The organism is Corynebacterium rouxii, assembly GCF_902702935.1.
Classification (GTDB): domain Bacteria; phylum Actinomycetota; class Actinomycetes; order Mycobacteriales; family Mycobacteriaceae; genus Corynebacterium; species Corynebacterium rouxii.
This window is the reverse complement of the sequence record NZ_LR738855.1, coordinates 1,164,439-1,191,342: the sequence shown is the minus strand read 5'-3', so window position 1 is coordinate 1,191,342 and position 26,904 is coordinate 1,164,439. Positions and strand designations below refer to the sequence as shown.

General features: G+C 48.3%; 21 protein-coding genes, 1 tRNA gene and 1 pseudogene. 12 read left to right on the top strand and 11 right to left on the bottom strand.

Annotation, left to right across the window (positions count from 1 at the left end):
* Positions 1 to 297 precede the first annotated feature (297 nt).
* Complete coding sequence (locus tag CIP100161_RS05945) at positions 298 to 1,272, bottom strand: bile acid:sodium symporter family protein (protein WP_155872745.1); 975 nt, start codon at positions 1,270 to 1,272, stop codon at positions 298 to 300.
* A gap of 173 nt (positions 1,273 to 1,445) precedes the next feature.
* Here CIP100161_RS05945 and CIP100161_RS05940 point away from each other — a divergent pair, with 173 nt between their 5' ends.
* On the top strand, positions 1,446 to 4,367 hold the full coding sequence (locus CIP100161_RS05940) for an FAD-binding and (Fe-S)-binding domain-containing protein (protein ID WP_155872743.1): 2,922 nt from the start codon (positions 1,446 to 1,448) through the stop codon (positions 4,365 to 4,367).
* Positions 4,368 to 4,381: 14 nt separating this feature from the next.
* Here the strand turns inward: CIP100161_RS05940 and CIP100161_RS05935 are convergent, their stop codons facing one another.
* Positions 4,382 to 5,677, bottom strand: coding sequence for an SAM-dependent methyltransferase (locus CIP100161_RS05935; RefSeq protein ID WP_155874542.1), 1,296 nt, complete (start codon positions 5,675 to 5,677; stop codon positions 4,382 to 4,384).
* A 177-nt stretch (positions 5,678 to 5,854) separates the two neighbouring features.
* On the opposite strand from CIP100161_RS05935, the gene CIP100161_RS05930 reads away from it, so the two are divergent.
* Positions 5,855 to 7,219, top strand: a complete 1,365-nt coding sequence (locus CIP100161_RS05930; RefSeq protein WP_155872741.1) for an NAD(P)/FAD-dependent oxidoreductase — start codon at positions 5,855 to 5,857, stop codon at positions 7,217 to 7,219.
* A gap of 76 nt (positions 7,220 to 7,295) precedes the next feature.
* Here the strand turns inward: CIP100161_RS05930 and CIP100161_RS05925 are convergent, their stop codons facing one another.
* Complete coding sequence (locus CIP100161_RS05925) at positions 7,296 to 7,925, bottom strand: class I SAM-dependent DNA methyltransferase (RefSeq protein ID WP_155872739.1); 630 nt, start codon at positions 7,923 to 7,925, stop codon at positions 7,296 to 7,298.
* Between the two features lie 6 nt (positions 7,926 to 7,931).
* On the opposite strand from CIP100161_RS05925, the gene CIP100161_RS05920 reads away from it, so the two are divergent.
* Positions 7,932 to 9,032, top strand: a complete 1,101-nt coding sequence (locus tag CIP100161_RS05920) for a magnesium and cobalt transport protein CorA (protein ID WP_155872737.1) — start codon at positions 7,932 to 7,934, stop codon at positions 9,030 to 9,032.
* Here CIP100161_RS05920 and CIP100161_RS05915 read toward each other — a convergent pair.
* Complete coding sequence (locus CIP100161_RS05915; protein WP_166443149.1) at positions 9,029 to 9,514, bottom strand: PaaI family thioesterase; 486 nt, start codon at positions 9,512 to 9,514, stop codon at positions 9,029 to 9,031. The two genes, CIP100161_RS05920 and CIP100161_RS05915, sit on opposite strands and share 4 nt — an antisense overlap.
* Before the next feature lie 81 nt (positions 9,515 to 9,595).
* Between CIP100161_RS05915 and gndA the strand changes: the two genes are divergently transcribed.
* From gndA to CIP100161_RS05885, 6 genes are all read left to right on the top strand, one after another.
* On the top strand, positions 9,596 to 11,050 hold the full coding sequence (gene gndA / locus CIP100161_RS05910) for an NADP-dependent phosphogluconate dehydrogenase (RefSeq protein WP_155872733.1): 1,455 nt from the start codon (positions 9,596 to 9,598) through the stop codon (positions 11,048 to 11,050).
* 103 nt (positions 11,051 to 11,153) lie between these two features.
* Positions 11,154 to 12,512, top strand: coding sequence for a DEAD/DEAH box helicase (locus CIP100161_RS05905; RefSeq protein ID WP_155872731.1), 1,359 nt, complete (start codon positions 11,154 to 11,156; stop codon positions 12,510 to 12,512).
* 24 nt (positions 12,513 to 12,536) lie between these two features.
* Positions 12,537 to 13,931 (top strand): hemolysin family protein, encoded by a 1,395-nt coding sequence (locus CIP100161_RS05900; protein WP_155872729.1) that lies wholly within the window; start codon positions 12,537 to 12,539, stop codon positions 13,929 to 13,931.
* Positions 13,928 to 14,980, top strand: coding sequence for a hemolysin family protein (locus tag CIP100161_RS05895; RefSeq protein WP_155872727.1), 1,053 nt, complete (start codon positions 13,928 to 13,930; stop codon positions 14,978 to 14,980). Before CIP100161_RS05900 ends, CIP100161_RS05895 begins: the two co-directional genes overlap by 4 nt.
* Positions 14,977 to 15,855 (top strand): 3-methyladenine DNA glycosylase, encoded by an 879-nt coding sequence (locus CIP100161_RS05890; protein WP_155872725.1) that lies wholly within the window; start codon positions 14,977 to 14,979, stop codon positions 15,853 to 15,855. Before CIP100161_RS05895 ends, CIP100161_RS05890 begins: the two co-directional genes overlap by 4 nt.
* A gap of 31 nt (positions 15,856 to 15,886) precedes the next feature.
* Positions 15,887 to 17,299 carry a vWA domain-containing protein gene (locus CIP100161_RS05885; protein ID WP_155872723.1) on the top strand — a complete coding sequence of 471 codons (1,413 nt, stop codon included), beginning with the start codon at positions 15,887 to 15,889 and terminating at the stop codon, positions 17,297 to 17,299.
* A 73-nt stretch (positions 17,300 to 17,372) separates the two neighbouring features.
* Here CIP100161_RS05885 and CIP100161_RS05880 read toward each other — a convergent pair whose 3' ends face one another.
* From CIP100161_RS05880 to secA2, 5 genes are all read right to left on the bottom strand, one after another.
* On the bottom strand, positions 17,373 to 17,933 hold the full coding sequence (locus CIP100161_RS05880; protein ID WP_003851402.1) for a MerR family transcriptional regulator: 561 nt from the start codon (positions 17,931 to 17,933) through the stop codon (positions 17,373 to 17,375).
* Positions 17,934 to 18,084: 151 nt separating this feature from the next.
* On the bottom strand, positions 18,085 to 18,672 hold the full coding sequence (locus CIP100161_RS05875; RefSeq protein ID WP_155872721.1) for a bifunctional nuclease family protein: 588 nt from the start codon (positions 18,670 to 18,672) through the stop codon (positions 18,085 to 18,087).
* Positions 18,673 to 18,694: 22 nt separating this feature from the next.
* Positions 18,695 to 19,465 carry a transcriptional regulator FtsR gene (gene ftsR / locus CIP100161_RS05870; protein WP_155872719.1) on the bottom strand — a complete coding sequence of 257 codons (771 nt, stop codon included), beginning with the start codon at positions 19,463 to 19,465 and terminating at the stop codon, positions 18,695 to 18,697.
* Positions 19,466 to 19,542: 77 nt separating this feature from the next.
* A complete protein-coding gene (gene odhI / locus CIP100161_RS05865; RefSeq protein WP_088267009.1) occupies positions 19,543 to 19,974 on the bottom strand; it encodes an oxoglutarate dehydrogenase inhibitor Odhl in 432 nt (143 codons plus the stop codon).
* A gap of 167 nt (positions 19,975 to 20,141) precedes the next feature.
* The gene (gene secA2, locus CIP100161_RS05860; protein ID WP_155872717.1) at positions 20,142 to 22,436 is read right to left on the bottom strand and encodes an accessory Sec system translocase SecA2; all 2,295 of its coding nucleotides are present in this window, start codon (positions 22,434 to 22,436) and stop codon (positions 20,142 to 20,144) included.
* Positions 22,437 to 22,704: 268 nt separating this feature from the next.
* Here secA2 and CIP100161_RS05855 point away from each other — a divergent pair, with 268 nt between their 5' ends.
* Complete coding sequence (locus tag CIP100161_RS05855) at positions 22,705 to 23,892, top strand: bifunctional alpha/beta hydrolase/OsmC family protein (RefSeq protein ID WP_155872714.1); 1,188 nt, start codon at positions 22,705 to 22,707, stop codon at positions 23,890 to 23,892.
* Positions 23,893 to 23,898: 6 nt separating this feature from the next.
* On the top strand, positions 23,899 to 24,273 hold the full coding sequence (locus CIP100161_RS05850; protein WP_155872712.1) for a YchJ family protein: 375 nt from the start codon (positions 23,899 to 23,901) through the stop codon (positions 24,271 to 24,273).
* A 193-nt stretch (positions 24,274 to 24,466) separates the two neighbouring features.
* Here CIP100161_RS05850 and CIP100161_RS05845 read toward each other — a convergent pair.
* Positions 24,467 to 24,540: transfer RNA gene (locus CIP100161_RS05845), tRNA-Pro, on the bottom strand.
* Between the two features lie 104 nt (positions 24,541 to 24,644).
* Complete coding sequence (locus CIP100161_RS05840; protein ID WP_155872709.1) at positions 24,645 to 25,895, bottom strand: alpha/beta hydrolase; 1,251 nt, start codon at positions 25,893 to 25,895, stop codon at positions 24,645 to 24,647.
* Here CIP100161_RS05840 and CIP100161_RS05835 point away from each other — a divergent pair.
* A pseudogene (locus tag CIP100161_RS05835) lies at positions 25,894 to 26,897 on the top strand (class I SAM-dependent methyltransferase). The gene CIP100161_RS05840 and the pseudogene CIP100161_RS05835 sit on opposite strands and share 2 nt — an antisense overlap.
* The last annotated feature ends 7 nt before the right edge of the window (positions 26,898 to 26,904 follow it).

Genomic DNA, 26,904 nt, shown 5'->3' with positions numbered 1-26,904 from the left:
GTTATAGCCTTTTCTATACCCATATCCCAGACATTCAAACAGGAGCTATCATCACACATAAACTTGGACCTCAATGCCGAGCCGCTTAAATATGAATCTTCATAAAGGTTAAATGCCACAGACAACGCAGACAATGAACACTGGGCATACAAACCGCATAAACTGGCTTAGCTCTCCAGAAATTTTCAACCGACCCCAAATGTCCGATAATGTACATTATGTCATTTAAGCCTTTCCCTCGCAGGAAAGGCTGTAATGCACTTCTACATCACAGCCGATTTATTCTTGCTTCCTTTCCTACAGCGCCCTACGTCGAACTATCGCCGCATAAAACGCGCCAGAGATATTTGCATAGATTGTCGCAACCGCGCCAGGCAACGCTGCTTCCGGAGTAAAAAACTGTGTTGCCATCGAAGCTGCCAGCCCAGAGTTTTGGGCGGCAACTTCGATCGACGTAGTCCGACACGAAGCTTCTGGTTGACGCATAAAGCGAGCGCTCCAGTATCCAGCAACAAACCCAATAAGATTTTGAATCGCAACACCTAGCACAACCACGATGCCAACTGTAGCTAATTTGGCATGGGCCCCAGCCACAACCGTCATCATCACGATCCCAATCACCGCGATCGAAAGCCACGGCAATACCGGTAGTACAGCATCAACAAAGCGCTGGGCGAAAAATCTTAAAATGAGCCCAACCCCAACCGGAATCAATACAGTTTTTAGCAAACTCACCATCATTCCAGAAGCATTGACCTCAGCGCTTTCTCCAGCTAAAAGCACCATGATCAACGGTGTAGCAAACGGCGATACCAGTGTAGAAACTGAAGTCATTGCCACAGATAGCGCAACATCGCCTTTTGCTAAATACGTCAATACATTTGAGGAGGTACCCCCAGGCACGGATCCCAAGAGAATTAACCCGATGGTAAGCGACTGATCGAAGCCCAATATTGAAGATATTGCGACGGCAGACAAAGGCATGACAATAAATTGACACACCACCCCCAGTGCTATTGGCCATGGTCGCCGAGCGACCTCTTTCAAATCAGGAAGTGTGATCGTCAATCCCATCGCAAACATAATGAACATCAGCATTGGATTTAGATATGGCTTGAAGCCGACAAAAGTTTCCGGCGTTTGATACGCAATAACTGCGCCTACAATCATCAAAACCGGAAACACGAGGACGGCAATTACTGAAGACCTATCCTCGGTAGTTACTTCCCCAGCGTCTCCGCGCTGTTTTTCATGGCTATCAACCATTGACATCCTAGGCACCTCCTATGGGCCATACTCCTGCTTTGTTCTACATCACACATCATAACCACAATTCCCACATGCTGGAATTTAATTCCCGCCATACGGGTTAAATATTGAATTTAAGTAACGAAATGTGGGGGTAACTGTGCGCGAGATGACAAATAAGCACTAACGTGCAATGTATGCGCAAACTACTTCTACCCGATCCCCACGTAATAGGCCGTCCGCAAGGCACCACTAGTCAAGCCGATGCGGTAGGCCCTGAGCTGATAGACGGTGCCCCTAATGAGCTCATAGCCCAGTTGTCTAAAATAGTTGGAAGAAGCAATGTTTTGGGAACCTTGTCCGACCTCGTGCGCTATGCGTCGGACGGTTCGCCTTATCGACGTGTACCGCAAGTAGTTGTTCGGCCCCGTAATGAGCACGACCTTTCTCGGCTTATGCAATTTGCACGAAACCACGGCCGAAAGCTCACTTTCCGCGCAGCAGGATCATCGCTCAACGGACAGGCCACAAGCGACGATATTCTTGTAGACGTCAAGACACACTTTTTAGGGATGGAAGTGCGTAATGACGGTGCACAATTGTGGGCGCGTTCCGGTGTGGTCCTTGGTGACGCGCAAGCAGTACTAGGCCGACAAGGGGTCATGCTTGGACCAGATCCAGGCTCAACTGCGGTTTGTACCATTGGTGGCGTAGTTGCTGACAACTCTGGTGGCATGCGCTGTTCGGTGGACCGCGATGTCTATCACTCAATTGTTGACGCTCGCATTGTCCTTCCCAGTGGCACTATTGTGGATACATCCGCAGGCGACCTACGTTTCCAAGAACAAGAACCCGAATTACACGCAGGGCTCATAGAGCTTCGCGATCGGATTCGCTCAGATTCAGCTCTCACTGATCGGCTACGCAAGAAGTTTTCCATCAGAAATACAAATGGAATCCGTCTCGACGCTTTCCTTGACGAAGATCAACCAGTAAAGATTCTTCTTAAGCTAATGGTGAGCTCCGAAGGCATCTTTGGTGTAGTCACTGAATCGGTCATTAATACCGTTCGGTTGCCAAGAAAAAAGGCTGTCGCTTGGGTACTGCTTAGTGATCTGAGAGACGCAGCTAACTACGTAAGCCCACTAATGGGGATTGGTGCAGAAGCATGTGAGTTACTCGTCGCACCTGTACTAAAGCGATCTGTTGCAAATTTCCGAGAAGCGCCTCGTGAATGGAATAATATCCCTGATACATGCGCTGCATTGCTACTTGAAGTTGGTGGTGTTGATGACGCCGATCTCGATTCGACTATTGAAAAAGCACGCTCTGTATTGGCTGACGCCGACCTTATCGCGCCTCTAACCTTCGACAAAACTGTAGACGGACAAAGAGGCGCGTGGCATATTAGAAATGGCTTGTTCGGTGTTATTGGTTCTGACCGACCTCAAGGAACTGCCCTTATTACCGAAGACGTCTGCTTCCCACCAGCCTTAGTAGGGCAAGGTGCAGCCGATCTTCTTGATCTATTAGCTTCCTATGAGTATCCCGAAATGGTCATGGGACATGCAGCTTTTGGTAACCTGCATTTCTTTATCCTTCCCCACTTTGGAATTGAGAAGGAACGTGAAAAATATGCACAGTTTCTAGAGGACTTATCAGAACTCGTAGTTGATAAATACGATGGTTCCCTTAAAGCAGAACATGGTACTGGGCTTAATATGGCTCCATTCCTGCAACGTGAATGGGGTACCCAAGCATGGGAACTAATGTGGGAGGTGAAAAACCTTCTCGATCCTTCAGGAATCTTGGCTCCTGATGTTAAGCTCACCCGGAAGCAAGACATCCACCTTCAGAATTTTAAGAGTTTCCCCAAGATCGAGCAGGAAATAAATTCTTGTGTGGAATGCGGATTTTGTGAGCCTGTTTGCCCTTCTCGTCATGTCACGCTGACCCCACGCCAACGCATCGTCTTACGTCGAGAAATGGCTCGACAAGAAGAAGGCTCTGAAGTATTGGCAAAACTTCAAGAAGAATACCAATACAATGCTATTGACATGTGCGCAGCTGATGGCTCGTGCTCGATAGCTTGCCCAATCAGTATCGATACCGGCAAAGTGATGAAACACTTCCGCGAGAAGCAAACAAGCGCTACCTCAGGAAAAGTTGCTTTGGCAGGGGCGAAAAAATGGGAGGTCATCGAAAAATTAGTTCGAGGCGGATTGGTCAGCGCGAAACTGCTCGGCACCTCATCATTACAAAATATAACTAATGCTGGGCGTGAATTGATTAATCCAGATCTCCTACCGAGTATCCCTGGTGATCTTCCCCAAGCAGCTCAAAAACTACCCACGACACACAAGGCCGGAGCGCAAGCTGTCTACTTCTCTGCTTGCATCAATCGTATGTTTGGAAAGTCCGCCCATGCGCATCCCGCAAGTCTGTCATTACCCCAAGCCGTGGTCGAATTAGGACGAAGAAGCGGTGTACCCGTGTGGATTCCGCACGACGTTGGAGGCCGCTGTTGTGGAACACCTTGGTCATCAAAGGGCTACAAAGAAGGCTTTAAATATCATGCTTCCCAGATTGTTAACGATATGTGGCGCTGGTCCGACCAAGGTCGACTTCCAATTATCGTCGATGCATCGAGCTGTACTCACGGGATCCTCGAAAATATCCCTACAGTTTTATCTGGCACCGATAAAGAGCGATTTTCGCAACTTCGCATCTTAGATGTGGTGGAATGGCTCGCTTCTGAAGTCATAGATCATTTAACAATCACTGAAACTTTGGGAAATATTGCAGTCCATCCCACTTGTTCCATACAACATCTAGGACTCGATGCTGATCTGTTGAAAGTAGCACAAACCATGGGTTCAGCATCGGTACCAGAAGGTACTCATTGCTGCGGTTCGGCGGGCGATCGAGTACTACTTCACCCAGAACTTACCGGATCAGCCACTGAGGAAGAGCGTCGTTCGCTCAATTCTGGAGACTATGACTGCTTTGTTGCCTCTAACCGCACCTGTGAAATGGGATTAGAAATGATTGCTGACCGACCGTTCGAGCACATTGCCGTTGTTCTCGAGCGAGCCTCTCGACCAGTGATTTCCCCCTAACCCCGTAAAAGGTCTTACCTACCACCACGTCGATGCCGTGTAGTCGCAATACACTGCACGGCATCGACAGCACCTGCAACAAATAGCGCTTCGCGCATCGCTAATTGGTAGATCCATAAGCGCCGATAAACCACGTCAAAACCATCAGCCGCAGCTTGGCGAATATTGCCTTCAAACGTTTCTCTCTGCAAACGGAGACCTGCCTGATAGTGACCAGGAAAATGGGTCTGGGAGATAATTCTTAAATTGGTAAAACGGTCTACTAGTTTATGCATTTCCGACAATCGCATAGGGCTAAATGCAGGCCAAACATAGGCTTTATGCACGCTCATGGCTGCTGCAGCAATATCGGCTTTTGCCTCGTTTAAAACTACACTTTGGCATGCAAGTGCTCCGCCAACTGCAAGCATCCGATCGATGGCTTGTACATATCGTTTCTTCATCCCTGGTTGCATCAGTTCGAGTTTTTCGACGCTCGTAATCGCGTCATACTGTGTAGGCCAGGTTTTGGATACTGGGATTGGATCGTCGATAAGCTCAACATGAGCACTGCCTTCTACGTTCGCTAAATCCAATATTTCGCGAATATCAGTGGCAAAATCCAAGTCCGTGGTAAGCGCATCAACCGTAGCTCCTCGATGGCACGCATTAATAGCTAAGGCGCCGCCTGAACTTGGGAAATCCAGTAAGTGTGTTCCCGCATGAACTCCAGCTGAATCCAAAAGTGCAGTTGTAGAACGCAATTGACCTGCACCAAGGTCAGCTTTTTCCACCAAAGTTGGATCACTTAGAGTAGTTTGGTCAACAAAATGGGTAGCCGGCTCATTTGCGCGCCCCGCACCTCTTACGTAACTGCGTACTGCAATACGCTCCGTTGTGGGAACGCCAGAGGAAAACAAAGTTCCTTGAACGCTCATGCCGTCCCCAGAAAATAACTTAATAAGCTGGGTGTCGATTTCCATCCCAGAATAGTCGCCGCCGAGATCTAGCTTAGGCATCTTGGGGTGATAGCCCGCAACAATCAGTTTTGCCAAAACATCTACTAAATTTTCGGCGTACCACTCACCTGCCATATACGATTCAGCGACACCCAACCAACCAGCTGCTGCGATGCGTTTAAATAGCGAATCCTCTCGGACAATGACGTCTGGGGCATCACCAAAGAGCTGAATTCCCGCTTTTTCACATATAGCGGCAAACTCCGATTCAGCTTTACGCGCTTTGACTTCTATACGACGACCTTGCGGAACCAGTGCAATATTTGGCCATCGATCTGCATTAATTCGGGCACGTTGGTCGTTGACATTCACAGTGGTCAAGCCTACTAACTCTGCTAGATATACGGGTGGAGGCGCGCACCAACCTCACCTCAATTCATCTGTTACCACCAAATAGGTCTAATATTGTGACCATCATCGCGTTAGGTTAAATATCACACTAAAATTTAATGCGCTTTACAAAAATGTTTGAAGGAGCATTCCATCACCATGACTAGTACCCCATTTCGCCCAGAAGGTGGACGCCACCACGTCGTAGTTATTGGCTCCGGCTTCGGTGGACTATTCGCAGTTCAAAACCTCAAAGATGCAGATGTCGATATCACCCTCATCGACCGGACAAACCACCATCTTTTCCAACCACTGCTTTACCAAGTAGCAACCGGTATCCTGTCGTCTGGTGAAATCGCACCACAAACACGTCAAGTTCTTGCACAGCAAAATAATGTTCACGTTCTTAAGGCTGAAGTCACCGACATTGACACCGAATCAAAGACGGTCGTCGCAGACTTGGATGATTATTCGAAAACAATCGAATACGATTCCCTAATCGTCGCCGCTGGCGCAGGGCAGTCTTACTTTGGAAATGATCACTTCGCGGAATTCGCGCCGGGCATGAAAACAATCGATGATGCGCTCGAACTGCGTGCGCGTATCATCGGCGCTTTCGAACGCGCAGAAATGTGCGAGGATCCCAAAGAACGTGAACGTCTCTTGACTTTTGTTATCGTTGGCGCAGGACCAACCGGTGTAGAACTTGCAGGTCAGCTCGCAGAAATGGCACACCGCACGCTGTCCGGAGAGTACACACAGTTCACGCCTTCCAACGCGAAGATCATCCTGCTTGATGGAGCCCCTCAGGTGCTTCCACCATTTGGCAAGCGTTTGGGACGTACCGCACAGCGTGAATTAGAAAAGATTGGTGTAACCGTCAAGCTGAACGCAATTGTTACCGGCGTAGACGAAAACTCAGTGACGTATAAGTCCACCGTTGACGGGTCTGAGCACACGATCGACTCCTTCTGCAAGATCTGGTCGGCAGGCGTAGCTGCTTCCCCACTGGGCAAGCTTGTTGCAGAGCAACTTGGTGTTGAGGTTGATCGCGCAGGACGAGTTCCAGTCAACGAGGATCTTTCTGTTGGGGACGATAAGAACGTCTTTGTCATTGGCGACATGATGTCACTCAACAAGCTTCCAGGAGTCGCACAGGTAGCAATCCAAGGTGGTGAATACGTTGCTGAGCAGATTGCTGCTGAGGTCGAGGGCCGTTCCTCATCTGAACGCCCAGCCTTCGAATACTACGACAAGGGTTCGATGGCTACAGTGTCGCGCTTTAACGCTGTTGTAAAGCTCGGAAAAGTTGAGGTTACGGGATTTGTTGGCTGGGCCATGTGGCTTCTCGTCCACCTGATGTTCTTGGTCGGCTTCCGTAATCGAGCAACTGCAGCTTTCTCTTGGGGCATTAATGCACTTTCACGTAAGCGCTGGAATCTCGCCACCACTCGCCAGCAGCTTCACGGCCGTACTGGACTGCAAAAACTTACTGCGCTGGTTGATACTTCTGAAAAGAAGTAACTAGCCCGCCAACTGTTTAGAAACACCAGCGAACAGGATCATTTCGACGCTTCAAATTCGCTGGTGTTTCTTTCGCTCATTCAGGTTTACGCAAAAACGCTACGAGAAATTGAGACCGGTTGGTCAATGGATCTAGATCCCATGACTCGAAGTTATTTTCAATAATAAATCCTACGTTACGGGCATCTTCGAAAAATTGCGGAAACACATATCCTCTGCCAGCACCAAAGCCGATAATGCACCTGCCACTTGGTCGCAACGCTTCAAAAATATGCGCTAAAGCGGCTTCTTGTTTATCCGGCTCTATAAAAGTAATAACGTTCCCAGCGCATACAGCAATATCGAATCCCTGATCCGGAATCGATTCACTCCCTAGGTCACCTACATGCCACGTTGCGCCTGGGAATTTCTTTTCCGCCTCAGAAATCAAATAATCATCGATATCTATGCCAGTTACGATATGACCTCGTGCCGATAAGTATCCACCGACGCGTCCTTGTCCACACCCTGCATCAAGGATTTTCGATCCACGCTGAACGAGGGCGTCGATAAGCCGAGCTTCACCGTTGATATCATTACCTTCAGCTTCGAGATTTTCCCAGCGTTTTGCATAGTTGTGTGAATGCTGGGGGTTTCGTGCTTTGATGTCGTTCCAAGTTGGCATACGTTCGATAATAGACACTAAAACACTAAAAGAGGTCTGCATAAAGCTATGAAGGAAAAGAATCGCCAGCTACCAGCATTCACCCCGCGAAATCGCCGCGCGCACCCCATAAGCGCTGAGCGTAAGCAACTTGGTGTTGACGATATTGTTGATCACTGCATGATTTATGTCGATGGACGAGCAATTCAAGGGTGGTTCGATTACGAATCAGGCTTGAAACGCGTGAAGGACTTCATTGCTTCGGGCCATAAAGCTTTCATGTGGTTATCTCTCGAAGAACCCAGCGAACAACACATGATTCAGGTTGCTGATGATCTCCACATCCACGAACTTATCGTCGAAGACGCAGTAACTGCACATCAGAGGCCTAAAGTCGAACGCTACGACGATCAAATCTTCATGGTGGTCCGATCAGTTTTCTACCGTGATCACGAAACGGTAGATGACGCAAACGAAATTATTAAAACCGGTGAAGTTCAAATGCTGATTGGCGAACACTTCATCATCACAATCCGACACCGCACCCCTATGCCTGATTTAGCGATGCGTCTCGACGAACCGCAAGAAATCAGCAGCTACGGCCCGATGATCATAGCTTGGGCGTGGGCAGATTATCTTGTCGACGGATACCTGCGTATCGTCAATACACTTGCCGAAGAAGTTGATGAGCTTGAAGAAGAAGTATTTACCCCAGGTAGCAGCTTCAACATCGAGCACATCTACATGATTAAACGCGAAATTTTAGAAATGCGACACGCCATTGATCCGTTAGATCCCGCATTACGCATGCTCGTTACACAGCATAAGGATATGATCGCGAAACAACTCCGGTCGTATCTGCGAGATGTCCTTGACCATGAAATGGTAGCCAAGGACTTTGTCGCAAACTTTGACGAACGTCTTAGTTCCCTAATCGACGCTGGCGTAGCAAAGATTTCACTACAGCAAAACTCTGATATGCGTGCTATATCTGCCTATGTTGGCATGGCAGCGGTTCCTACACTTATAGCCGGAATTTACGGAATGAATTTTGAAAATATGCCGGAACTAGCAACCAACTACGGCTACTACATTGTAATTCTTGTCATGGTACTAACCGTGAGTCTCATGTGGTGGTACTTCCGAAAGATGAATTGGATTGGAAACTAAACCTTTTTATCTTTCTGGGGCTTTTCTGGTTGCGGAGCTACTAACAAAGTACGAAGTGTTGCTCGCGCCACTAGTTTGCCCCTGTGGTGCATGTCAACAGCCACCACGTGGGTAGTACGGCCACGATGGATGATCTCAGCTGAAACGTCGATTACTCCAACATGGACCATTCCCAAGAAATCGGTCGCGCAATGTACTCCTACCGCCATTGCCTCATCTGCAGCAACGACACTTGCTATTGATCCAGCTGTCTCAGCCAGAGCTGAATACACACCACCATTGACTACACCTGATACTTGAAGATGCTCAGCTACTACCGGAAGTTCCGCATGCACACCTTCAGAATTGATTTGTGTGAAACGTAGACCGAGTGTCTTAGAGAATCCTTCTAACTTTTCGTTAAATTCTTCTAGCTGTTCGATACTCAGGCCTTCGACATTGGCGCTTTTGAGCAATTCCATAATGTCATCGTTGTTACTCATGTTGCCCAATCTAGTCTTTCTCCATGTCCATTCCGCAAGCTGGGTGGGTAAAATTGTTGCTGTCAGGGTATTGTCACAGTCATGACTGATCAAACACAACTAGCGCAGATCGGCGTTGTCGGTCTCGCTGTCATGGGTTCGAACCTCGCACGCAATTTTGCTCATAAAGGCCACACGGTTGCTGTTTTTAATCGCAGCTTTGAAAAGACCCAAGCGCTCATGGATCAGCACGGAGACGAAGGCAACTTTATACCGTCAGCCACTATCGAAGAATTTGTCGGTTCGCTAGAAAAGCCTCGTCGCGCCATCATCATGGTTCAAGCAGGACCAGCAACTGACGCCGTAATCAACCAACTTGCCGATGCGATGGATGAAGGCGACATCATTATCGATGGCGGCAACGCGCTCTACACCGATACGATTCGTCGTGAAAGCGAAATTGCTCAACGAGGCCTCAACTTCGTTGGCGCCGGTATTTCCGGAGGCGAAGAAGGAGCCCTCAACGGTCCTTCTATCATGCCTGGTGGCCCTGATAAATCTTGGGAAGCACTTGGCCCACTACTCGAATCCATCGCCGCACAGGTTGACGGCACACCATGTGTTACTCACATTGGCCCTGACGGCGCTGGCCACTTCGTCAAGATGGTTCATAATGGAATCGAATATGCCGATATGCAAGTGATCGGCGAGGCATACCAATTGCTTCGATATGCCACCGAAATGCAGCCTTCTGAGATTGCAGATGTGTTTAAGATGTGGAACCAAGGCGATTTGGACTCCTACCTCATTGAGATTACATCTGAGGTGCTCGCTCAGGTCGATTCTGAAACTGGCACACCACTTATCGACCTCATCGTCGATGAAGCTGGACAAAAAGGCACTGGTCGTTGGACGGTGAAGGCTGCTCTTGACCTTGGTATTGCAACTACTGGTATCGGCGAAGCAGTATTCGCTCGCGCTCTTTCTGGCGCGACTACTCAGCGCACGGCTGCCCAAGGTAACTTACCAGCCGGCACATTGGAATCGCTGGCGTCGTTGAACATCGATAAAAACCAGTTCGTAGAAGATATTCGCCGTGCGCTTTATGCTTCAAAGCTCGTCGCTTATGCACAGGGCTTCGACGAAATTATCGCCGGATCAGCCGAGCACAACTGGGATGTCGATCCCCGCGATCTCGCTACCATCTGGCGCGGTGGCTGCATCATTCGCGCAAAGTTCCTGAACCGCATCGTTGAAGCTTACGACGCCAATCCAGAACTACCGTCCCTCCTACTGGATCCCTACTTTAAGACTGAGCTGGAATCGCTTATCGATTCATGGCGCCGCGTAGTCGTTGTAGCTACACAACTGGGATTGCCTGTTCCAGTGTTCGCTTCATCGTTGTCCTACTACGACTCTTTGCGAGCCGAACGCCTACCAGCTGCGCTTATCCAAGGCCAACGTGATTTTTTCGGTGCACACACTTACCGTCGCACGGATAAAGACGGAAGCTTCCACACCTTGTGGTCCGGTGATCGCAGCGAGGTAGAAGCTTAACGCTTCTTCTCGACGAAACATTCACCTTAGATTTTAGAAAACAGGCTGGGCATTTTCGCCCAGCCTGTCTGTTTTTCACACAGATTGCAGTAGAATTGCCCCAATGACTTCTTTTCTCGACCTCGGACTTCCTAACGGTATCGTCCAGGTTCTATCTCGCCTGGGCATTGTTGAGCCGTTCCCTATTCAAGAGGCGGCTATTCCCGATGCGATAAGCGGACGAGATATCCTCGGCCGAGGCCCCACAGGCTCAGGTAAAACTTTTACTTTCGGCCTACCCATGATTACTCGGCTGCAGGAATCTGGAGTGTCAAAGCCTGGTAAACCACGCGGCCTCATCTTAGTTCCTACCCGTGAGCTCGCCGCCCAAGTTCGCGAACGTTTGGAAGAACCTGCTTCTGCTATGGGCTTACGAGTCCTCGAGGTAGTAGGCGGAGTCAGCATCAAGCGACACATCACATCACTAGCCTCTCCAGTCGACATTCTGGTAGCAACTCCAGGACGCGCCCAAGATCTGATTAATCAAGGAAAACTTTCCCTATCTGAGGTAGAGATCTCTACGCTTGATGAAGCCGATCAGATGACAGACATGGGTTTTCTACCACAGGTAACCAAGCTACTGGAACTTACCCCGAAGACTGCTCAGCGATTGTTGTTCTCAGCAACACTCGATGGAGACGTGAATAAACTGGTCGATCGCTTCATGTCGGATCCAGTAACTCACTCGACCACCGCAGTAAAAGCAACCGTAGAGACTATGTCGCACTACCGATTCCATGTGGGCGACAGAGAAGCACGAAATTCTATAGTCGAACGTATTGCTGGTCGCGATGGCAAAACAATCATGTTCATGCGTACAAAACATGGCGTTGATCGACAAGTAAAGAAACTTCGCCGCATTGGCATTAACGCAGCTGGTTTACATGGCGATAAAGGACACAACACACGTGCTGCTGCCCTAGCTGGTTTTGCAGACGGCAGCGTTCCCGTGCTTGTTGCCACCGATATCGCAGCCCGGGGAATCGATATCGACGATGTCGATCTAGTGGTTCACGTAGATCCCCCAGCTGAGCACAAAGCTTACGTGCATAGAGCAGGCAGAACCGCCCGCGCCGGGACAGTCGGTAAAGTTGTCACACTTGTCATGGATAACCAACGTGAGGAAGTAGACAAGCTCCTCGGCAAAGCTGGAGTTTCTCCCGTTATCGTCGATGTGCATGCCGATTCAGCTGAGCTGACGAATATTACTGGGGCCCGCAAGCGTAATGGCAAAGCGTTGCAACCATTCGGTGCGCAGCAACAGACCTCACAGCGCGGAAAGAAACAAGAGACAACTACACAGGCAAATCAGCCCAAGCGCGGCAAATCTCCTTCATTCCGTACACGGCAATCCAAAAAGAAACGTCCCATCGCAACGTTTGGTGGGCACAAGAAGAAAGATGGTCAAAAGGGTCGAAGTTAATTCTTTAACCCAGCATTTCTTACGATGGACATTCTGTTAAGTATCCTCTCGCTCTTAGGTTTTGTGCTTCTCACCGCCAGCACAGGACTTTTCGTTGCCATTGAGTTTGCGCTCACCAGTTTGGAGCGCTCAACCATTGAAACCGAAGTAAATGAGCGTGGGGATAAAAAATCTCGGGCGGTACAACGCGATTATCAAAATCTCTCCTTCGTCTTGTCTGGTGCCCAATTAGGTATCACCATCACTACCCTTGCAACGGGTTATCTAGCAGAACCAGTTCTTGCAAAGTTTTTAACACCGCTTTTGGAATTGATGGGCTTGGAAGCGTCGACAAGCACAGCTGTCGCTTTAGTGTTGGCGTTGATCATCGCGACGTTCTTGTCAATGGTGTTTGGCGAACTCGTGCCCAAAAACGTTGCAATCACAAACCCAATGGGTACCGCGCGCCACGTTGTCGGACCAGTTAATGCCTTCAATACCGTATTTAAGGGCTTTATCAAGTTTTTAAATCACTCGGCTAACTGGGCAGTACGAAAAATGGGAATCGAGCCAGCCGATGAGCTCGCCACAGCTCGTTCCACTCAAGAGCTCACGGCCATCGTCAAAAGTTCTGCGGAAACTGGCGATATTGATGAAAATACAGCCCTTGTTCTTGACCGCTCACTAAAATTTGGTGAGACAACTGCCGGTGAGTTGATGACTCCTCGGTCTACAGTTGAAGTTCTCTCAGCAGAAGACACCGTTCTTGACCTCATCGCATTAGCTATAGAGACAGGACACTCACGCTTCCCAGTCATTCGTGGCGACCTAGATGATACGATCGGCGTCGTCCATTTTAAAGATGCATTTTCTGTTCCTGAAGATCAGCGCCACGTAATCCCATTAAGTTCAATAGCACGCCCTGTGCCCATTGTCCCTGAAAGTCTAGATGGTGATGCCGTCCTCAATGCGGTGCGTTCTGCTGGATCCCAAATTATCCTCGTTGCAGATGAATATGGTGGAACTTCAGGACTCATTACGATCGAAGACGTCGTGGAAGAAATTCTCGGTGAGGTTTATGACGAGCATGACGACGCAGACGCAGAACGCGACTTCAACAAATTTGGCAACAGCTGGGAAGTTTCCGGCCTAGCGCGTATCGATGAAGTTGCCGAAACAATTGGATACGTTGCCCCAGACGGCCCCTATGAGACTCTCGGGGGATTAGTAATGCAAGTCCTGGGCCGAATCCCTGAAACTAACGACGAACTACTGCTACCTGAAAGTGACAATCCAGCATTAGCTGAGTTCGAATCCGGTTACAGTTGTCGCTGGCTGGCTAAAGTCTCCGCAATGGAAGACCGAAGAGTAGACAAGGTGATTATTTCACCGCTGCAAGATAATGAGGTCGCCCAGTATGAAAAGGAACAGAATTCATGAGTCTCAGTAGCACCGTTTTACTGATTATTCTTTTGCTCCTTGCCAATGCTTATTTCGTCGCATCCGAATTTGCGCTTGTTTCTTCGCGCAAAGATCGAATTGAGAATCTGATAGCTCAAGGACAGCCACGGGCACAAAAAGTTTTGTTGTCGATGGAGCATCTTTCTATCATGCTTGCAGCATGCCAATTTGGCATTACGATATGTTCACTCATCTTGGGCAAAGTTGCTGAACCTGCTATTGCACATTTTATTGAGCAACCCTTCCACTCCCTTGGGTTACCCGCTCACCTTCTGCATCCTGTTTCTTTCGTCATCGCACTGGGAATTATTACTTTTCTTCATATTCTCGCCGGAGAAATGGTTCCGAAAAATATTGCGCTTGCCGGGCCAGAAACTCTTGCACTTTGGCTAATCCCTTCGCTGCTATGGTTCATGCGTTTGACAAGGCCGATCATTACAGTAATGAACTGGCTAGCTCGTATAAGTCTGCGTGCCGTTGGAATTGAACAAAAAGACGAACTTGATTCTGCAGTAGACCCAGATCAGCTAGTAACCATGCTCTCTGAGTCTCGATCAGAAGGCTATCTCGATGCAGAAGAACATGCACGGTTAAATAAAGCACTCCGAGTTGAAGACAGGTCTCTTCAAGAGGTCATGATTCCTCTCGACAAAGTGCGTTCCCTAAACTTTGGGGTGAGGGGGCCGCTTCTCCAAGAATTAGAAACTGCTGTTGCAGAAACTGGTTTTTCACGTTTCCCAGTGACAGGAAAAGACGGCTCATATCTTGGTTACGTGCACATCAAGGACGTACTCGATCGTTTTGATCATTCCAGCCCTGACACCATCATTCATCGCTCAGAGATTCGGCCATTAATCATCGTGGATGCAGCTGGAACTATGGATGAGGCTTTGCAATCGATGCACTCCAAGTCAGCACACATGGCCCAAGTTCGTGATCGCGGCCTCCTCCTGGGCGTTATCACCCTAGAGGATCTCATTGAGGAATACGTTGGAACCTTCTCCGACTGGACACACGAACAATCATGAGCAATTTTGATCTAATTCGTCTTTCTGAAGCTGAATGGCATGCCCATGAATCTGCTCACCAACTTCGAGCAGATCGACTTACAGCCGACCACATGAAACGTCGGCGTGCGGGTATTAGTCACCCAGTCTATGATTTTCTTTTTGAATACTATCCAGTACGCGTTGCTCACATGAAAAAATGGCATCCCGGTGTCGGTGTAGGACTCGAAGGAAATCCCCCGCATTCAAGCTGGAAGGGGTACACCACCATCAACGGTCTGACCGTAGTCGACGTTGAAGCCCTCAAAAAGAAACGAGGCTCAACGCTTAGCTACGTATCTAATCTGTTGAAACAAACGCAGCTTAACCCAACTCATTTTGATTGTTTTGGGCTTCACGAATGGGCTATGGTCTATCAAACTTCTCAGCCACGACACACTCTTCCATTGCGGCTAGGCGCGCAAGGCAGCAACAAAGTCGTAGAATCCCACAACATAAGATGCACGCACTTTGATGCATTCCGGTTTTTCACCGAACCCGCCGTACCACTCAATTTTCAGGTGCTTACACGCGAAAATCAACCGTCATGCGAACAACCAGGTTGTTTGCACGCCATGATGGACCTCTACAAATGGTCCGCCAAACTTGGCCCCCTCATACCAGGTAATCTCTGGCTTGATACCTTTGAGCTCGCTTGGGACTGCCGAGTGCTAGATATGGAAGCATCTCCATACGATTGCACCGATTATGGCTTGGGAATCGTCCCGATTGAAACCGCCGAAGGGAAAGCTGAGTATGTTCGCCGTCAACGTGAACTGTCTGAGCGTGGCCAGCTACTACGTCAACAGCTTGTCGCAGAGCTAGACCGAATCGACCGGTTTACACTTACCTCCTAGATCTATTTCCAATTCCAGAAAGGCGCCAACTATGGCTAAGCATTCGGACGGGAAAAACAACTATCGACTTTCGCCCAGTGTGATCGCGATAGCGATCGTCATCGTACTAGTAGCCGCTGGTGTTTTCTTGTGGACCCAGGCTAAACAAGAAGACTCAGCAAAATCCTCCTGTATCAATGGGAACTTAACTCTTCCTATTGCTACCAATAATAAGGATGTAGCAAGCCATATCATCGATGCCTACAACGCTTCAGGGCGTGTCACTCGCGACTACTGTGTTCGTGCTGAACTTACCAATTCTGTCGCTCAGGCTGGGGTATACCTCAGCGACGAAAGTGATCATCAGATCAACCAAGTCTTATCAGCCGAAAAACGGTCATCAGCAACTTTAGAATGGCCGACAGTAGCAACTGACAAAGTTGGTATAGCTCGTCGTGAAGATGCCGCGGAAGATGCATCCGTAACTTACCCAATGAAATCCGATGCGGTGGCTTCTGCGCTTGTTGCGGCATTTACGCACAATAATGATGCTACTGCTGCGACAACGATGCTTCATGCTTTTAGTGAAACAACGATTGATTCTGCTGTCGCTCAATCAGCGCCCAAGATTGCCGTCTCAAAGTCCCAGACTCCACATGGATATTCATTTGAAGAAATTCCAAACTTGTCTAAACCGCTACGCGCAGTGGCTCTAAACCCTACCGATTCAGTAAATGAGGAAGTCGTTCGAGCAGGAGCTGACTTTGGTACCGCAATTGCTGCAAACTCGCCTGATGCTAAAGCACCACAAAAATTGTCGAAAGAAGTCGCAACTGCAACAGAAATTTTAGCTTCACTCGCTGATAACTCACCAGCTATAGGTGCGCAATCAGATCAAAGTCCAAGGGATATCCTGATGCTTCTCGATACCTCGGAGTACATCAATGGTGTGAGCACGGATGGAATCCGTTGGTTCGATGCAGCATCACAAGGGCTCATCAATATTGCCCAAAAACAAGAAGAACGCGGCAAAGCCACAGGACTGTGGAATTATTCTTCCCCACTGACTCCCGGAATTACCCAAGGCTGGCGGTCGAACCTCAATTTCGAGACCCCTGACGCTGCTCGTCAAGTCAAAGATGTTCTCAGAAATTTTGGAACAGGTGGACAACCACAAACTCTTGCGGCTACATCAGCAGCGTTAAATTATGCCGTAGAACATGCCCAGCATTCTGGAAAAACAAGCGTGGTCATTGTGTTCACAGGAACAAATGATTCATTCAACGGTTTAGCTCAATCAGTCAGCAAAGCTCGAGAATCCCAAGTTTCACTTCATGCGATTCAAATCGGCGATGGACAAGATGATACAAATATGACGCAAGCCACGAAAGATACCAATGGCAGTTACGTGCATGTAACGTCGGCAGCAGAACTAGACAGAGCTATCGCTTCCATAACAAAGTAACCATACTGAGAGCGCCCTCGTTTCTATCAGCCAGAGAAATGATAGAAACGAGGGCGCTTTTGCATATAACGCGTTACGACGTCTTCCGAAGGCGACGTGCTGCTAACTCATCAATTCCGCCTGCAGCTGGGCTATTGGACAAAAAATCGCTGATCTTTTCTGATGGGAATGAAGAAATAGTTCCGGTAAGTTCTCTAACAATTCCAGGTACAGCAATTCCAAACACTCCTTGCCCACCGCCGAGAAGGTCGATTACTTCTTCGTTCGAACGGCACTCGTACACTGTAGTGCCATCCGAAACAAGTGTAATCTCCGCTAAATCGTCTACTCCACGATTACGCAATTTATCCACAGCGAGACGAATGTTTTGCAAGGAAATTCCAGTATCCAGAAGTCGCTTGACAATCTTCAATACTAAAATGTCTTTAAAAGAGTACAGACGTTGAGATCCCGATCCTCGTGCAGTGCGAATTGTCGGTTCCACTAATTTAGTGCGAGCCCAATAATCCAATTGACGATACGTAATTCCCGCCACTTGGCATGCAATAGGAACACGATAGCCAACTTCTTCATCAGGTCCCATATCAAAAAGCGCTTGTTGCACTGGGACGTCGTTGTCGTGCATTTCTTCCATCAGGTTGTCTCCCCTGCGATCTCTGGCTTCGCATCGAGCTTGGGCGGTAGGTATTGCTGTTAAGCAACAGGTTAGAGCACGAACGTATAGAAAACGCGCGACACGCCCGAAACCTCAACCTCAAGTTGAAATTTAGATATTTATCGAAGCTTTAGCTATCCCCCAGATCAAAAGAATCGTCCCCAAAGTCATCCGATCCCAAAAGATCCTGTTCACTTACACCTAGACTTTCCATAAGGTTGGAAAAATCGGCATCTGCTTGAGATTTGGTGGGATCCGAATCTATTTCATCATGAACATCTTTAGGAAAAACAAATCCTAAATAGGCTTCCATATCGGATTCAGAAATGAAAACGCTAGCTTGGTTAAGGACTTCATCGTCCACAGAGATTGCAACGCCAATCAATTCTGAAATCGCAATCGCATCACTTGGTCGACAATCAATTTCTTCTTGATTATCAAGCACTAATGAACAGATAAAGACACCTTCGTAGTAACTCACTACGCGGATTGCCTCGACGCTACCCCCCATACGGTTAATGGTTTCAATAAGCACATCGTGTGTCAAAGGCCTACGAGGAGCTCCATGCTCACTTCGCTCCGAAAGCCTGATACCTTCTTCAACATCGACCCAAATGGGAAGAATTCGGCGCCGTTCTGACCAGGAGAAAACTAAACAAGCATCATCTTCTGGTGGGAAAAAATGGACGCCTCTATATTCAACTTGGCGAAAAGCCATAAATTAATTTCTCCCCAAAAGTTTAACGGTTCAGCTCATCGCGCAACATCGAACGCAGCATCGTAGCGTTCAATGATACTACCAATGCGCTAAGTTGCTGTGACATTTCTTCTGCACGTTGGCGCGCGCTCTCACTCTGAGAACGAGCGACAGGCATTGTAGCGCGAGAGATTAAATCGGCATGGCGCGAAGCAAGATTACGCAGTGACTTGAGGTGCCTAACATCAAAACCAAATTCCTTCAGCTGCACCGCGACCGATACCACTTGTACATCATCCGCGGTAAAGAAACCTGAGGAATCCGGTCTAATCAATCCAGCTTCGGCAAATTCACTTACTTCTGATTCAGAAACTTGGGCTCTCGCCGCAACATCGCTATCGGAAAGTCTAGTGACCACCGAAGCGCGGAATGACTCTGGGCTAATTAGAGGGGCATTGTTACTGCCCCGCGAAATAGGCGTGACCGCACCAGAATCCATTGCCTCAAGTTGTTCCCTAATAACCTTAAGCGGCAAGTAGTTATCCCGCTGTGTGACAAGGATGTAGCGCAACCGTTCGACATCATCTTGGGTAAATCGACGATACCCGGTTGAAGTGCGCTGGGGAGTAATCAGTCCTTCGGACTCGAGGTAACGAATTTTCGACACCGTGACATCAGGAAATTCCGCAGTGATTTTTGCGAGCACGACACCAATCGACATCGTCTTTTTCGACGAAGACAGCGACGATGACTGCGGCCTAGGCTGGTAAGAACCAGCCGAACCTGAATCATTTCGTTGCGGAAGTGCACTCATAATCTTGTGAATCATTTCTTTCGATGACGTAGGCGGCTAATGTCACGGGATAATCTGAAAGCAGCAGGATTTAATGCCTACGCACGAGGCCCCTCAATGAAGACCAAACGGAACTTACCAATCTGCACTTCATCGCCACTGGAAAGCACTTCAGAGTTACGTGGCTCACGATTAACGTAGGTGCCGTTGAGGCTTCCGACGTCAACGACCTCAAATGATCCGTCTTGAAGGCGGAATTCAGCGTGACGACGAGACACTGTGACATCATCCAAGAAAATGTCACTTTCAGGATGGCGACCAGCTGTTGTTGTTGGACGGTCGAGCAAGAAACGAGCGCCGGCATTGGGCCCACGCTTGACGACCAGCATGCCTGCACCTGCAGGTGGAGTCACATCACTTCCTGATGCTGGAGCTGCCCCTGCCCCCGATTCCATTTCCTTGAGTAAATCTGCACGGAAAACGGAAGTGGTCTCGACCTGAACGTCGGGAGCACCGGTGTTGTCGCTCATTATTCAACCTCCGATAAAAGACAAGATTCGGCTTCACGCCGAACTTTCAACAATGCTTTACATCATAGCGCTAGTTTGACCGTGATGACCAAGGAGAGAGGATTATTTTCCAATATCTACCTTTGAGCTGCCATTTTAAAGCAAGTTTACACACGGCAGCACAACGGCTATCTAAAAATACTTCCTATCCCATTTATTACTGAACGATTATTATTTGAAAGCGGATTATCGCTAACCATGTAGGTCCACGTTGCAGATGGCCGCATTAGGCCAGCGTCCGCCAAATGCGCCCCGTCTTGATCAATAGTTACATCCCGAAAAGTCTCTACAGCAAGATCAACCGCACGTTGCGCTAACTGTTTAAACTCTCGTACTGCAATTCGGTGATATTCATCAAGAGGAGTTTCTCGTGCAATAGCACGTAAATGTATGGACTCACGGACATCATCCATAAGCGCTAGGTGATTACTCCAACAGCGGTCAAGGTGATAGAGCATGACCTCTCGTGCAGCCTGAACAAGAATCGCTGTATCTAATTTGTCGCTCAATTTATGAGCTTTTTCAGGCACTGCCTCGGATAGTTCCACCCACGCCTGATCCGTGTCGAGAAGTCGCGCACGACGCTCATCAATAATGACTCGTTGATCCGCCAACAATTTATTGTATTTCCATGTTTGAGAATGAATTTCCAATAACTGACCTTCGGTTACACGTTGACAGTGCGCTACAAAATCATTGATTCTCTTGGAATCAATGCGACCATCAGCATCCGGCAAGGCTTTAATTTCTTCTCCAGCACCGCCTACAACAACAACATCGTCTTCTAAAGACACGAAAAACAGAGAAAGGCCTGGGTCCCCTTGACGACCGGCACGACCACGCAGCTGATTATCCAAACGGGAACTGCGGTGACGGCTGGATCCGATAACCGCAAGTCCCCCCCTTGCTACTACTGCGTCCTTATCTTTTTCGTTTGCTCCACCGAGGCGAATATCGGTTCCACGGCCAGCCATCTGAGTAGAGACCGTCACCCGGCCAATGTCTCCCGCCTCTGCAATGATCTGCGCTTCTTCCGCGTCATTTTTAGCATTCAGTACATTGACCGTGATGCCCCTTGCCTGTAAGGCTTGCGCTAATTCTTCAGATTCTGAGACATCGCTAGTACCGATCAAAACTGGTTGTCCAGTGGTATGGAGCAGCTCAATCTCTTTCACCAGTGCACGAAATTTTTCAGCTTGGGTGGCATAAACGCGGTCAGCTTCATCAAATCGTTGGGACTGTTTGTGCGGTTCAATCACTGATACTCGAAGGTCATAAAACTGGCGCAATTGATCCGTAGCTTCGACAGCTGTTCCAGTCATACCGCAAACAATTGGATACCGCCCCATCAGCGATTGGAGCGTGAGAGTATCGAGGATTCGACCGCCTTCAGTAACGACTAATCCTTCTTTAGCCTCTACAGCTGCTTGAACTCCATCAGGCCAACGCTGCAGCTGAGCAACACGGCCTTTGGAGGCGTCAATAAGAGCAATCTTTCCATCTCGAATGATGTAATGAACATCTCTAATAAGTAATGCCTGCGCATGTAGAGCTAAATTCACTTGTACTAGCGTTGTCCCTACATGAGCATCATCGTAAAGACTTTGAATACCAAGCGCCTGTTCCACCAACGCAGCACCTTTATCATTTAGTGATACATTCCGGCGGTCTTCGTCCACGCTGTAATGCTCGTTTTCTTTTAAGCGCCGCACTATTTCGGTAATCCGACCAACCGGAGCCGTACCTGGTTCGTTTCCTGCCAATACAAGAGGCACGAGAGCTTCGTCGATAAGCACTGAGTCCGCTTCGTCAACAATTGCAACGTCTGCTCCATTTTGAACAGCGTGGCTACGCTGCGTAACCAACTGATCCCGCAATACATCAAATCCAATTTCTGTCACTGGCGCATAAACAATCGCAGACGAATACGCGGATCGGCGTTGCTCACTATTAAGAGATTCGGTCACTGCACTGACTGTGAGCCCGAAGTATCGAACCAGATCGCCCATCCACCGAGCATCACGTTCCGCCAAATAATCATTCACGGTAATGGAGTGAACCCGTTTCCCTTGCAATGCGTATCCGACAGATGCCATTGCCCCAACCAAGGTTTTACCTTCACCAGTAGCCATATGGATTACATCGCCTTCTAGAATGCGTAGCGCTGCTTGTAGCTGTACATTGAAAGGACTCATGGATAAGGAGCGCTGGGCCCCAATCGATAGCAATGCTAAAAGATCGGCCCGACTTTCATCGTCTGAACGCTGAGCACACTCATGCGCGCGCGCAACAACGTCCGCATCTGAAAGAGAAGCAAACTGCACGCAACGCCTAGTAGCTTGGGCTACGATGTTTTTACTCTTCGTTTGGTTACGGGTAGTTTTCCCGCCCATCGCATCCCAAAACCAACGAAATCCAGCCACTCTCTTGCCTTCCTTTTAGCATTTGCAATTGAATCTGCTTGTAAAACTATTTAACTCTATTTCAGAACTTCAATCTAATGGCTGAGCCTGTCAACGCCTGACAGGGATCTCACATGACTTCCATGAACAATCGTGAGTTAGCTTTCATTGACAGTAGCAACTTGATCAACAAAACACTCAGGATCTGTGCATCTGTACAACAAACACCTATAGTCTGAAACCTGGAAACACATACTCGGTACAAAGGGATAATAAAGGAGCATTAGGAATGCATTCGCGCAGCGTGAAGTTCCCCTCAAGCAAAGGGCACCAAATCGCCGGAACTATTGATTTTCCTGACGGCACTCCACGTGCATTCGCGATGTTTGCACATTGCTTCACTGGATCGCGTTTTACCCCTGGTGCAGCGAGAGTATCCAAGGAATTAGCTGAGCGTGGCATTGCATGTCTTCGTTTCGATTTCCCAGGCCTCGGGCAATCTGAAGGTATTTTCTCTGAAACTTCTTTCAGCGAAAATGTTGCCGACATCAAAGCAGCAGCAGATTGGCTTGGACAACATTATTCCGCACCTCAGCTCCTCATTGGACACTCACTCGGAGGCGCAGCATCGCTTAAAGCTGCGACCTCGCTCAAATGTCTACGCGGCGTCGCGACGATCGGTGCTCCTTTTGACCCAGCTCATGCTGTATTGCACTTTGCGGACCGTATCGGTGAGGTCGACGAAAACGGCGCCGTTACGCTAACTCTTGGCGGACGAGACATCACCATTTCCCGCGAATTCTTGGAAGATCTTGCAGATACCAATCCAGAAGCGTACCTGCCACGTTTGCGGAAGCCTCTGCTCATCCTGCACTCTCCCATTGACCAAACAGTGGGAGTAGATAATGCCCAACTTATTTTCAGAACCACGCGATATCCCAAGTCATTAGTTGCGTTAGACAAGGTTGACCATCTGTTGACTAAGCAAGGTTCTGCACAACAGGCAGCGCGAATAATTAACACATGGTTTGAGCAACATATAGTTGCTGAAAATGAAGATCCCAACGCTGACACTCTGCCTGAGGGCGTAGCAGTAGCTCAGTCTATTCCAGCAGGTAAATTCGCTGACATCGTCCATACCGGTACACATTCTTTTACCACCGATAGAGAAAAGGCTCTTGGCGGCAAGAACCTAGGATTCTCCCCAACCTCGCTGCTTATTTCTGCGCTAGCAGCTGCCACATCTCAAGAAATTCGCTTGGCAGCAAAGGAATCTCGCATTCATTCGCTTGACGATGTCAACGTAACTATCTCAAAGACCGTAGGAGATGGCGAACGCGTGCACTTACGTCGAGATATATCTCTCGTAGGCGATCTTACGGATGACGAACGCCATGAATTGCTTCTTGCTGCTCGCAATAGTGATATTGAAAAGATGCTTCAAGGAAACGTAACCATCAACGACCAGGACGTTTAGCACCTCATGATGAATTGCCCATGCGGTTCCGGCAGGAGCTATTCAGACTGCTGTCAACCGTTTCACACCAAGGCTAAAAATGCACCAACTGCTGAATCGTTGATGCGGTCACGCTATTCGGCTTTTGTACTGGGAAATGAAGAGTACCTTCTATACTCTTGGGCACCTGAAACCGCGCCTCACAGCTTGAATCTTGAAGAATTTGTTACGTGGCACGGACTCACCGTACATCAGTTTTGTCGTGGTGGTCTTTTTGATTCCACAGGGATTGTCGAGTTCACTGCTAGGTATAGCGCCGGTGGACAAATGCAATCACAACATGAAACGTCTAGGTTCAGACGCCATGATGGGCGTTGGGTCTATGTTGACGGAGATCTTTAATAGCCAAGATTAGTACAGATCACCCACCTCCTACCGAGGTGGGGCTGATTTTATTCCCAGTCCCTTTTATATAGCTATTCACCGTGTATCAAGGAGTACATAAACAAAACCGGCGCCCTCAGCCGAAGGCACCGGTTGATATCTAACACCGAGGACTGGGCATCGACCAGAAACTCGCTATCAAATTAATTTGTCGGACTAACAGGATTTGAACCTGCGACCCCTTGACCCCCAGTCAAGTGCGCTACCAAGCTGCGCCATAGTCCGTCCGCTTCCGTTAAAAGCATAAGCTCAACGTCTGCTGCTACAGGCTACAACACTCTTAACCAATATGGCTAATCGGCACGTCAAGCCGTTGTTATACGTCATGATCACAGACCGCCGAATTGGGCACTTAAAGCAAACGTTGCTCGGATTGCCTCTCGCCAAGTTCCAAAATCATGACCTCCTGGCACTTCAAGGTATTGAGTGTGCATTCCTGCGCGCTGCGCTAGATCATTCAAACGCTTCAAACCTTTCTGGGATTCAGTGTCTTGAGAGCCTGCTACAAAGACACCCGAAATAGAACCAAACCGGTTACCAGCACTATATTTCTTCAAAATCGCAGCAGGATTGGAATCGTCGTAACGCTTTTGATCGCCACCAAAAAACTTCGCTAATGTTTGTTCGTGAGTACCCGAAACTAACTCATCTTGGCCTGAAAAATCTAGGAAATGGCCATAAACACCAGGATGTTTAGTAATTACCTGAAAGCTACATGTTCCACCATAACTTAGCCCTCCAATAGTCCATTGAGACTGATCAGAATTGACTTTAAAAGCATTTTTAATCCCCGTTGGAACATCTTGGGTAAGATAAGTCATCACTTTAAACTCAGGCCCATCGACGCAAAGCGGATCACCACCCAGAGTTGCCGTAGCATCAACGCTAATCACGATCGGCGACATTCCATCATGTTTACGCTGATATTCGTCAGCAACGGCGTCTACTCGTGCAGATTCGAACCAATCCGAAGGACTCCCAGGATTTCCCGCCATGAGTACCAATACGGGTAACGAATCAGCTTGTTTCGTCCAATAACTAGGCGGAATGTAGGCAATGGCGTCACGTGCAGGAAAAGATGATTTTTCTCCTACTAGTGAAAAAGTCACCTTCGCTCCTATCTCTCTACCCTGAGCAGTCGGCGCCTTGGAAACGTGAGCAAATTCGCTATAAGACATCTCACGCGCAACTTCGACCGGGGCAAGCGAACGAAGATCTGGGTACAACTGGTACGTTACATTTGCAACTCCAGCGGATCCAACAAGAGACAAACATAGTGCAATGAACAAGAGGATACGACGGCGAATGAACGTTGTTGCCAAAAGAGCGATTACAGTCAATGCCACGCCAAAATATATAGATAATGGTATGGAATCTGGAAAAGGTCGCCAAAGTTTTTCTACGATAACTTTAGCCGCAAATGCCCCAACGATGATCGCAACTAGCGTAATAATCACACCTTTTACACGCCACGGTCGCCAAGCAGCGTAAACTATCATCAGCAATGAAACAACGCATAACCCCATGAAAAACCACATCATGAGTGGTTGCGTAAGGCTAATCGATAAAACCCGACTCATGGAGATTCATTCTTCCGCGGTTGCAGAGGTTTTTCCAGTTTGTCGTATCCTTCTAGGAAAACTGCCAGCACATTCACATAATCGTTCGGTTGCCCCACGGGCTGCGACTATTATTCCCAAATAATGAAAACTCATAATTCAAAAATGACCACTCAACACAGTTCCGATATTCGGAACTCACAAAGCATATCCGCGTCTTTTGTGGCTCCTCATGATGCACCCGTTACTTCACGCAAGTATGTTCCTAAGTTCAATTCCACTAACCATAGAATAAAAACTGCAGCAGCCTTCGAAAATGGCTCCGACATATATCACGCAGTCCGCCCCAATTATCCCAATTCGGTAATTGAACTTTTAAATCTCTCCCCTCATAGCAGTGTGCTCGATATCGGATGCGGCACCGGTAAGCTAACGGAGCAAATCGCACAACAAACGAGCTCCGTCTATGCTCTGGACCCAAGCAAAAACATGCTTGATTCGTTTCGGTCCAAACTTGAAATCCCCTCTTGGCAAGCTACTGCTGAACAAACTGCAGTTTCAGATTCTCGCTTTTCGACGCTTACTTGTGCACAAACATGGCACTGGGTAGAACCTCTTGCAGCTAGTGCTGAACTCGACAGAATTAGCACCGACGACGCACAGTTGCTCTTAGTGTGGAATACTCTTGATGTCTCCATACCGTGGGTACACCGCCTTAGCCGCATTATGCATTCAGGCGATACCCTCGCCGAAGGGTTTATTCCCCACGTCGCACAACCATGGGAACTAGTATCTGTTCTCCGCGGAAAACATGCCCAAGAGCTATACCCCGACCAGATACATACTCTCGCCCACACTCGTTCGTATTGGCTACGTGCATCCGAAAAAACAAGAGAAAAACTAACGCATAACCTCTCGTGGTATCTCACCGATCACCTCGATTTACCTAGCACATCTTTGGTGGAAATCCCTTATCGTTTCGACGCATTTTTATATAAAAAAGCGCCAGTCAAAACTCAATAAGAGCTTG

Excerpts from the sequence above, each read along its gene's own strand:
- CIP100161_RS05945 (WP_155872745.1), bottom strand. The coding sequence starts at position 1,272 with ATGTCAATGGTTGATAGCCATGAAAAACAGCGCGGAGACGCTGGGGAA.
- CIP100161_RS05940 (WP_155872743.1), top strand. The coding sequence starts at position 1,446 with ATGCGCAAACTACTTCTACCCGATCCCCACGTAATAGGCCGTCCGCAA.
- CIP100161_RS05930 (WP_155872741.1), top strand. The coding sequence starts at position 5,855 with ATGACTAGTACCCCATTTCGCCCAGAAGGTGGACGCCACCACGTCGTA.
- CIP100161_RS05925 (WP_155872739.1), bottom strand. The coding sequence starts at position 7,925 with ATGCAGACCTCTTTTAGTGTTTTAGTGTCTATTATCGAACGTATGCCA.
- CIP100161_RS05920 (WP_155872737.1), top strand. The coding sequence starts at position 7,932 with ATGAAGGAAAAGAATCGCCAGCTACCAGCATTCACCCCGCGAAATCGC.
- CIP100161_RS05915 (WP_166443149.1), bottom strand. The coding sequence starts at position 9,514 with ATGAGTAACAACGATGACATTATGGAATTGCTCAAAAGCGCCAATGTC.
- gndA (WP_155872733.1), top strand. The coding sequence starts at position 9,596 with ATGACTGATCAAACACAACTAGCGCAGATCGGCGTTGTCGGTCTCGCT.
- CIP100161_RS05905 (WP_155872731.1), top strand. The coding sequence starts at position 11,154 with ATGACTTCTTTTCTCGACCTCGGACTTCCTAACGGTATCGTCCAGGTT.
- CIP100161_RS05900 (WP_155872729.1), top strand. The coding sequence starts at position 12,537 with ATGGACATTCTGTTAAGTATCCTCTCGCTCTTAGGTTTTGTGCTTCTC.
- CIP100161_RS05895 (WP_155872727.1), top strand. The coding sequence starts at position 13,928 with ATGAGTCTCAGTAGCACCGTTTTACTGATTATTCTTTTGCTCCTTGCC.
- CIP100161_RS05890 (WP_155872725.1), top strand. The coding sequence starts at position 14,977 with ATGAGCAATTTTGATCTAATTCGTCTTTCTGAAGCTGAATGGCATGCC.
- CIP100161_RS05885 (WP_155872723.1), top strand. The coding sequence starts at position 15,887 with ATGGCTAAGCATTCGGACGGGAAAAACAACTATCGACTTTCGCCCAGT.
- CIP100161_RS05880 (WP_003851402.1), bottom strand. The coding sequence starts at position 17,933 with ATGGAAGAAATGCACGACAACGACGTCCCAGTGCAACAAGCGCTTTTT.
- CIP100161_RS05875 (WP_155872721.1), bottom strand. The coding sequence starts at position 18,672 with ATGGCTTTTCGCCAAGTTGAATATAGAGGCGTCCATTTTTTCCCACCA.
- ftsR (WP_155872719.1), bottom strand. The coding sequence starts at position 19,465 with ATGAGTGCACTTCCGCAACGAAATGATTCAGGTTCGGCTGGTTCTTAC.
- odhI (WP_088267009.1), bottom strand. The coding sequence starts at position 19,974 with ATGAGCGACAACACCGGTGCTCCCGACGTTCAGGTCGAGACCACTTCC.
- CIP100161_RS05855 (WP_155872714.1), top strand. The coding sequence starts at position 22,705 with ATGCATTCGCGCAGCGTGAAGTTCCCCTCAAGCAAAGGGCACCAAATC.
- CIP100161_RS05850 (WP_155872712.1), top strand. The coding sequence starts at position 23,899 with ATGATGAATTGCCCATGCGGTTCCGGCAGGAGCTATTCAGACTGCTGT.
- CIP100161_RS05840 (WP_155872709.1), bottom strand. The coding sequence starts at position 25,895 with ATGAGTCGGGTTTTATCGATTAGCCTTACGCAACCACTCATGATGTGG.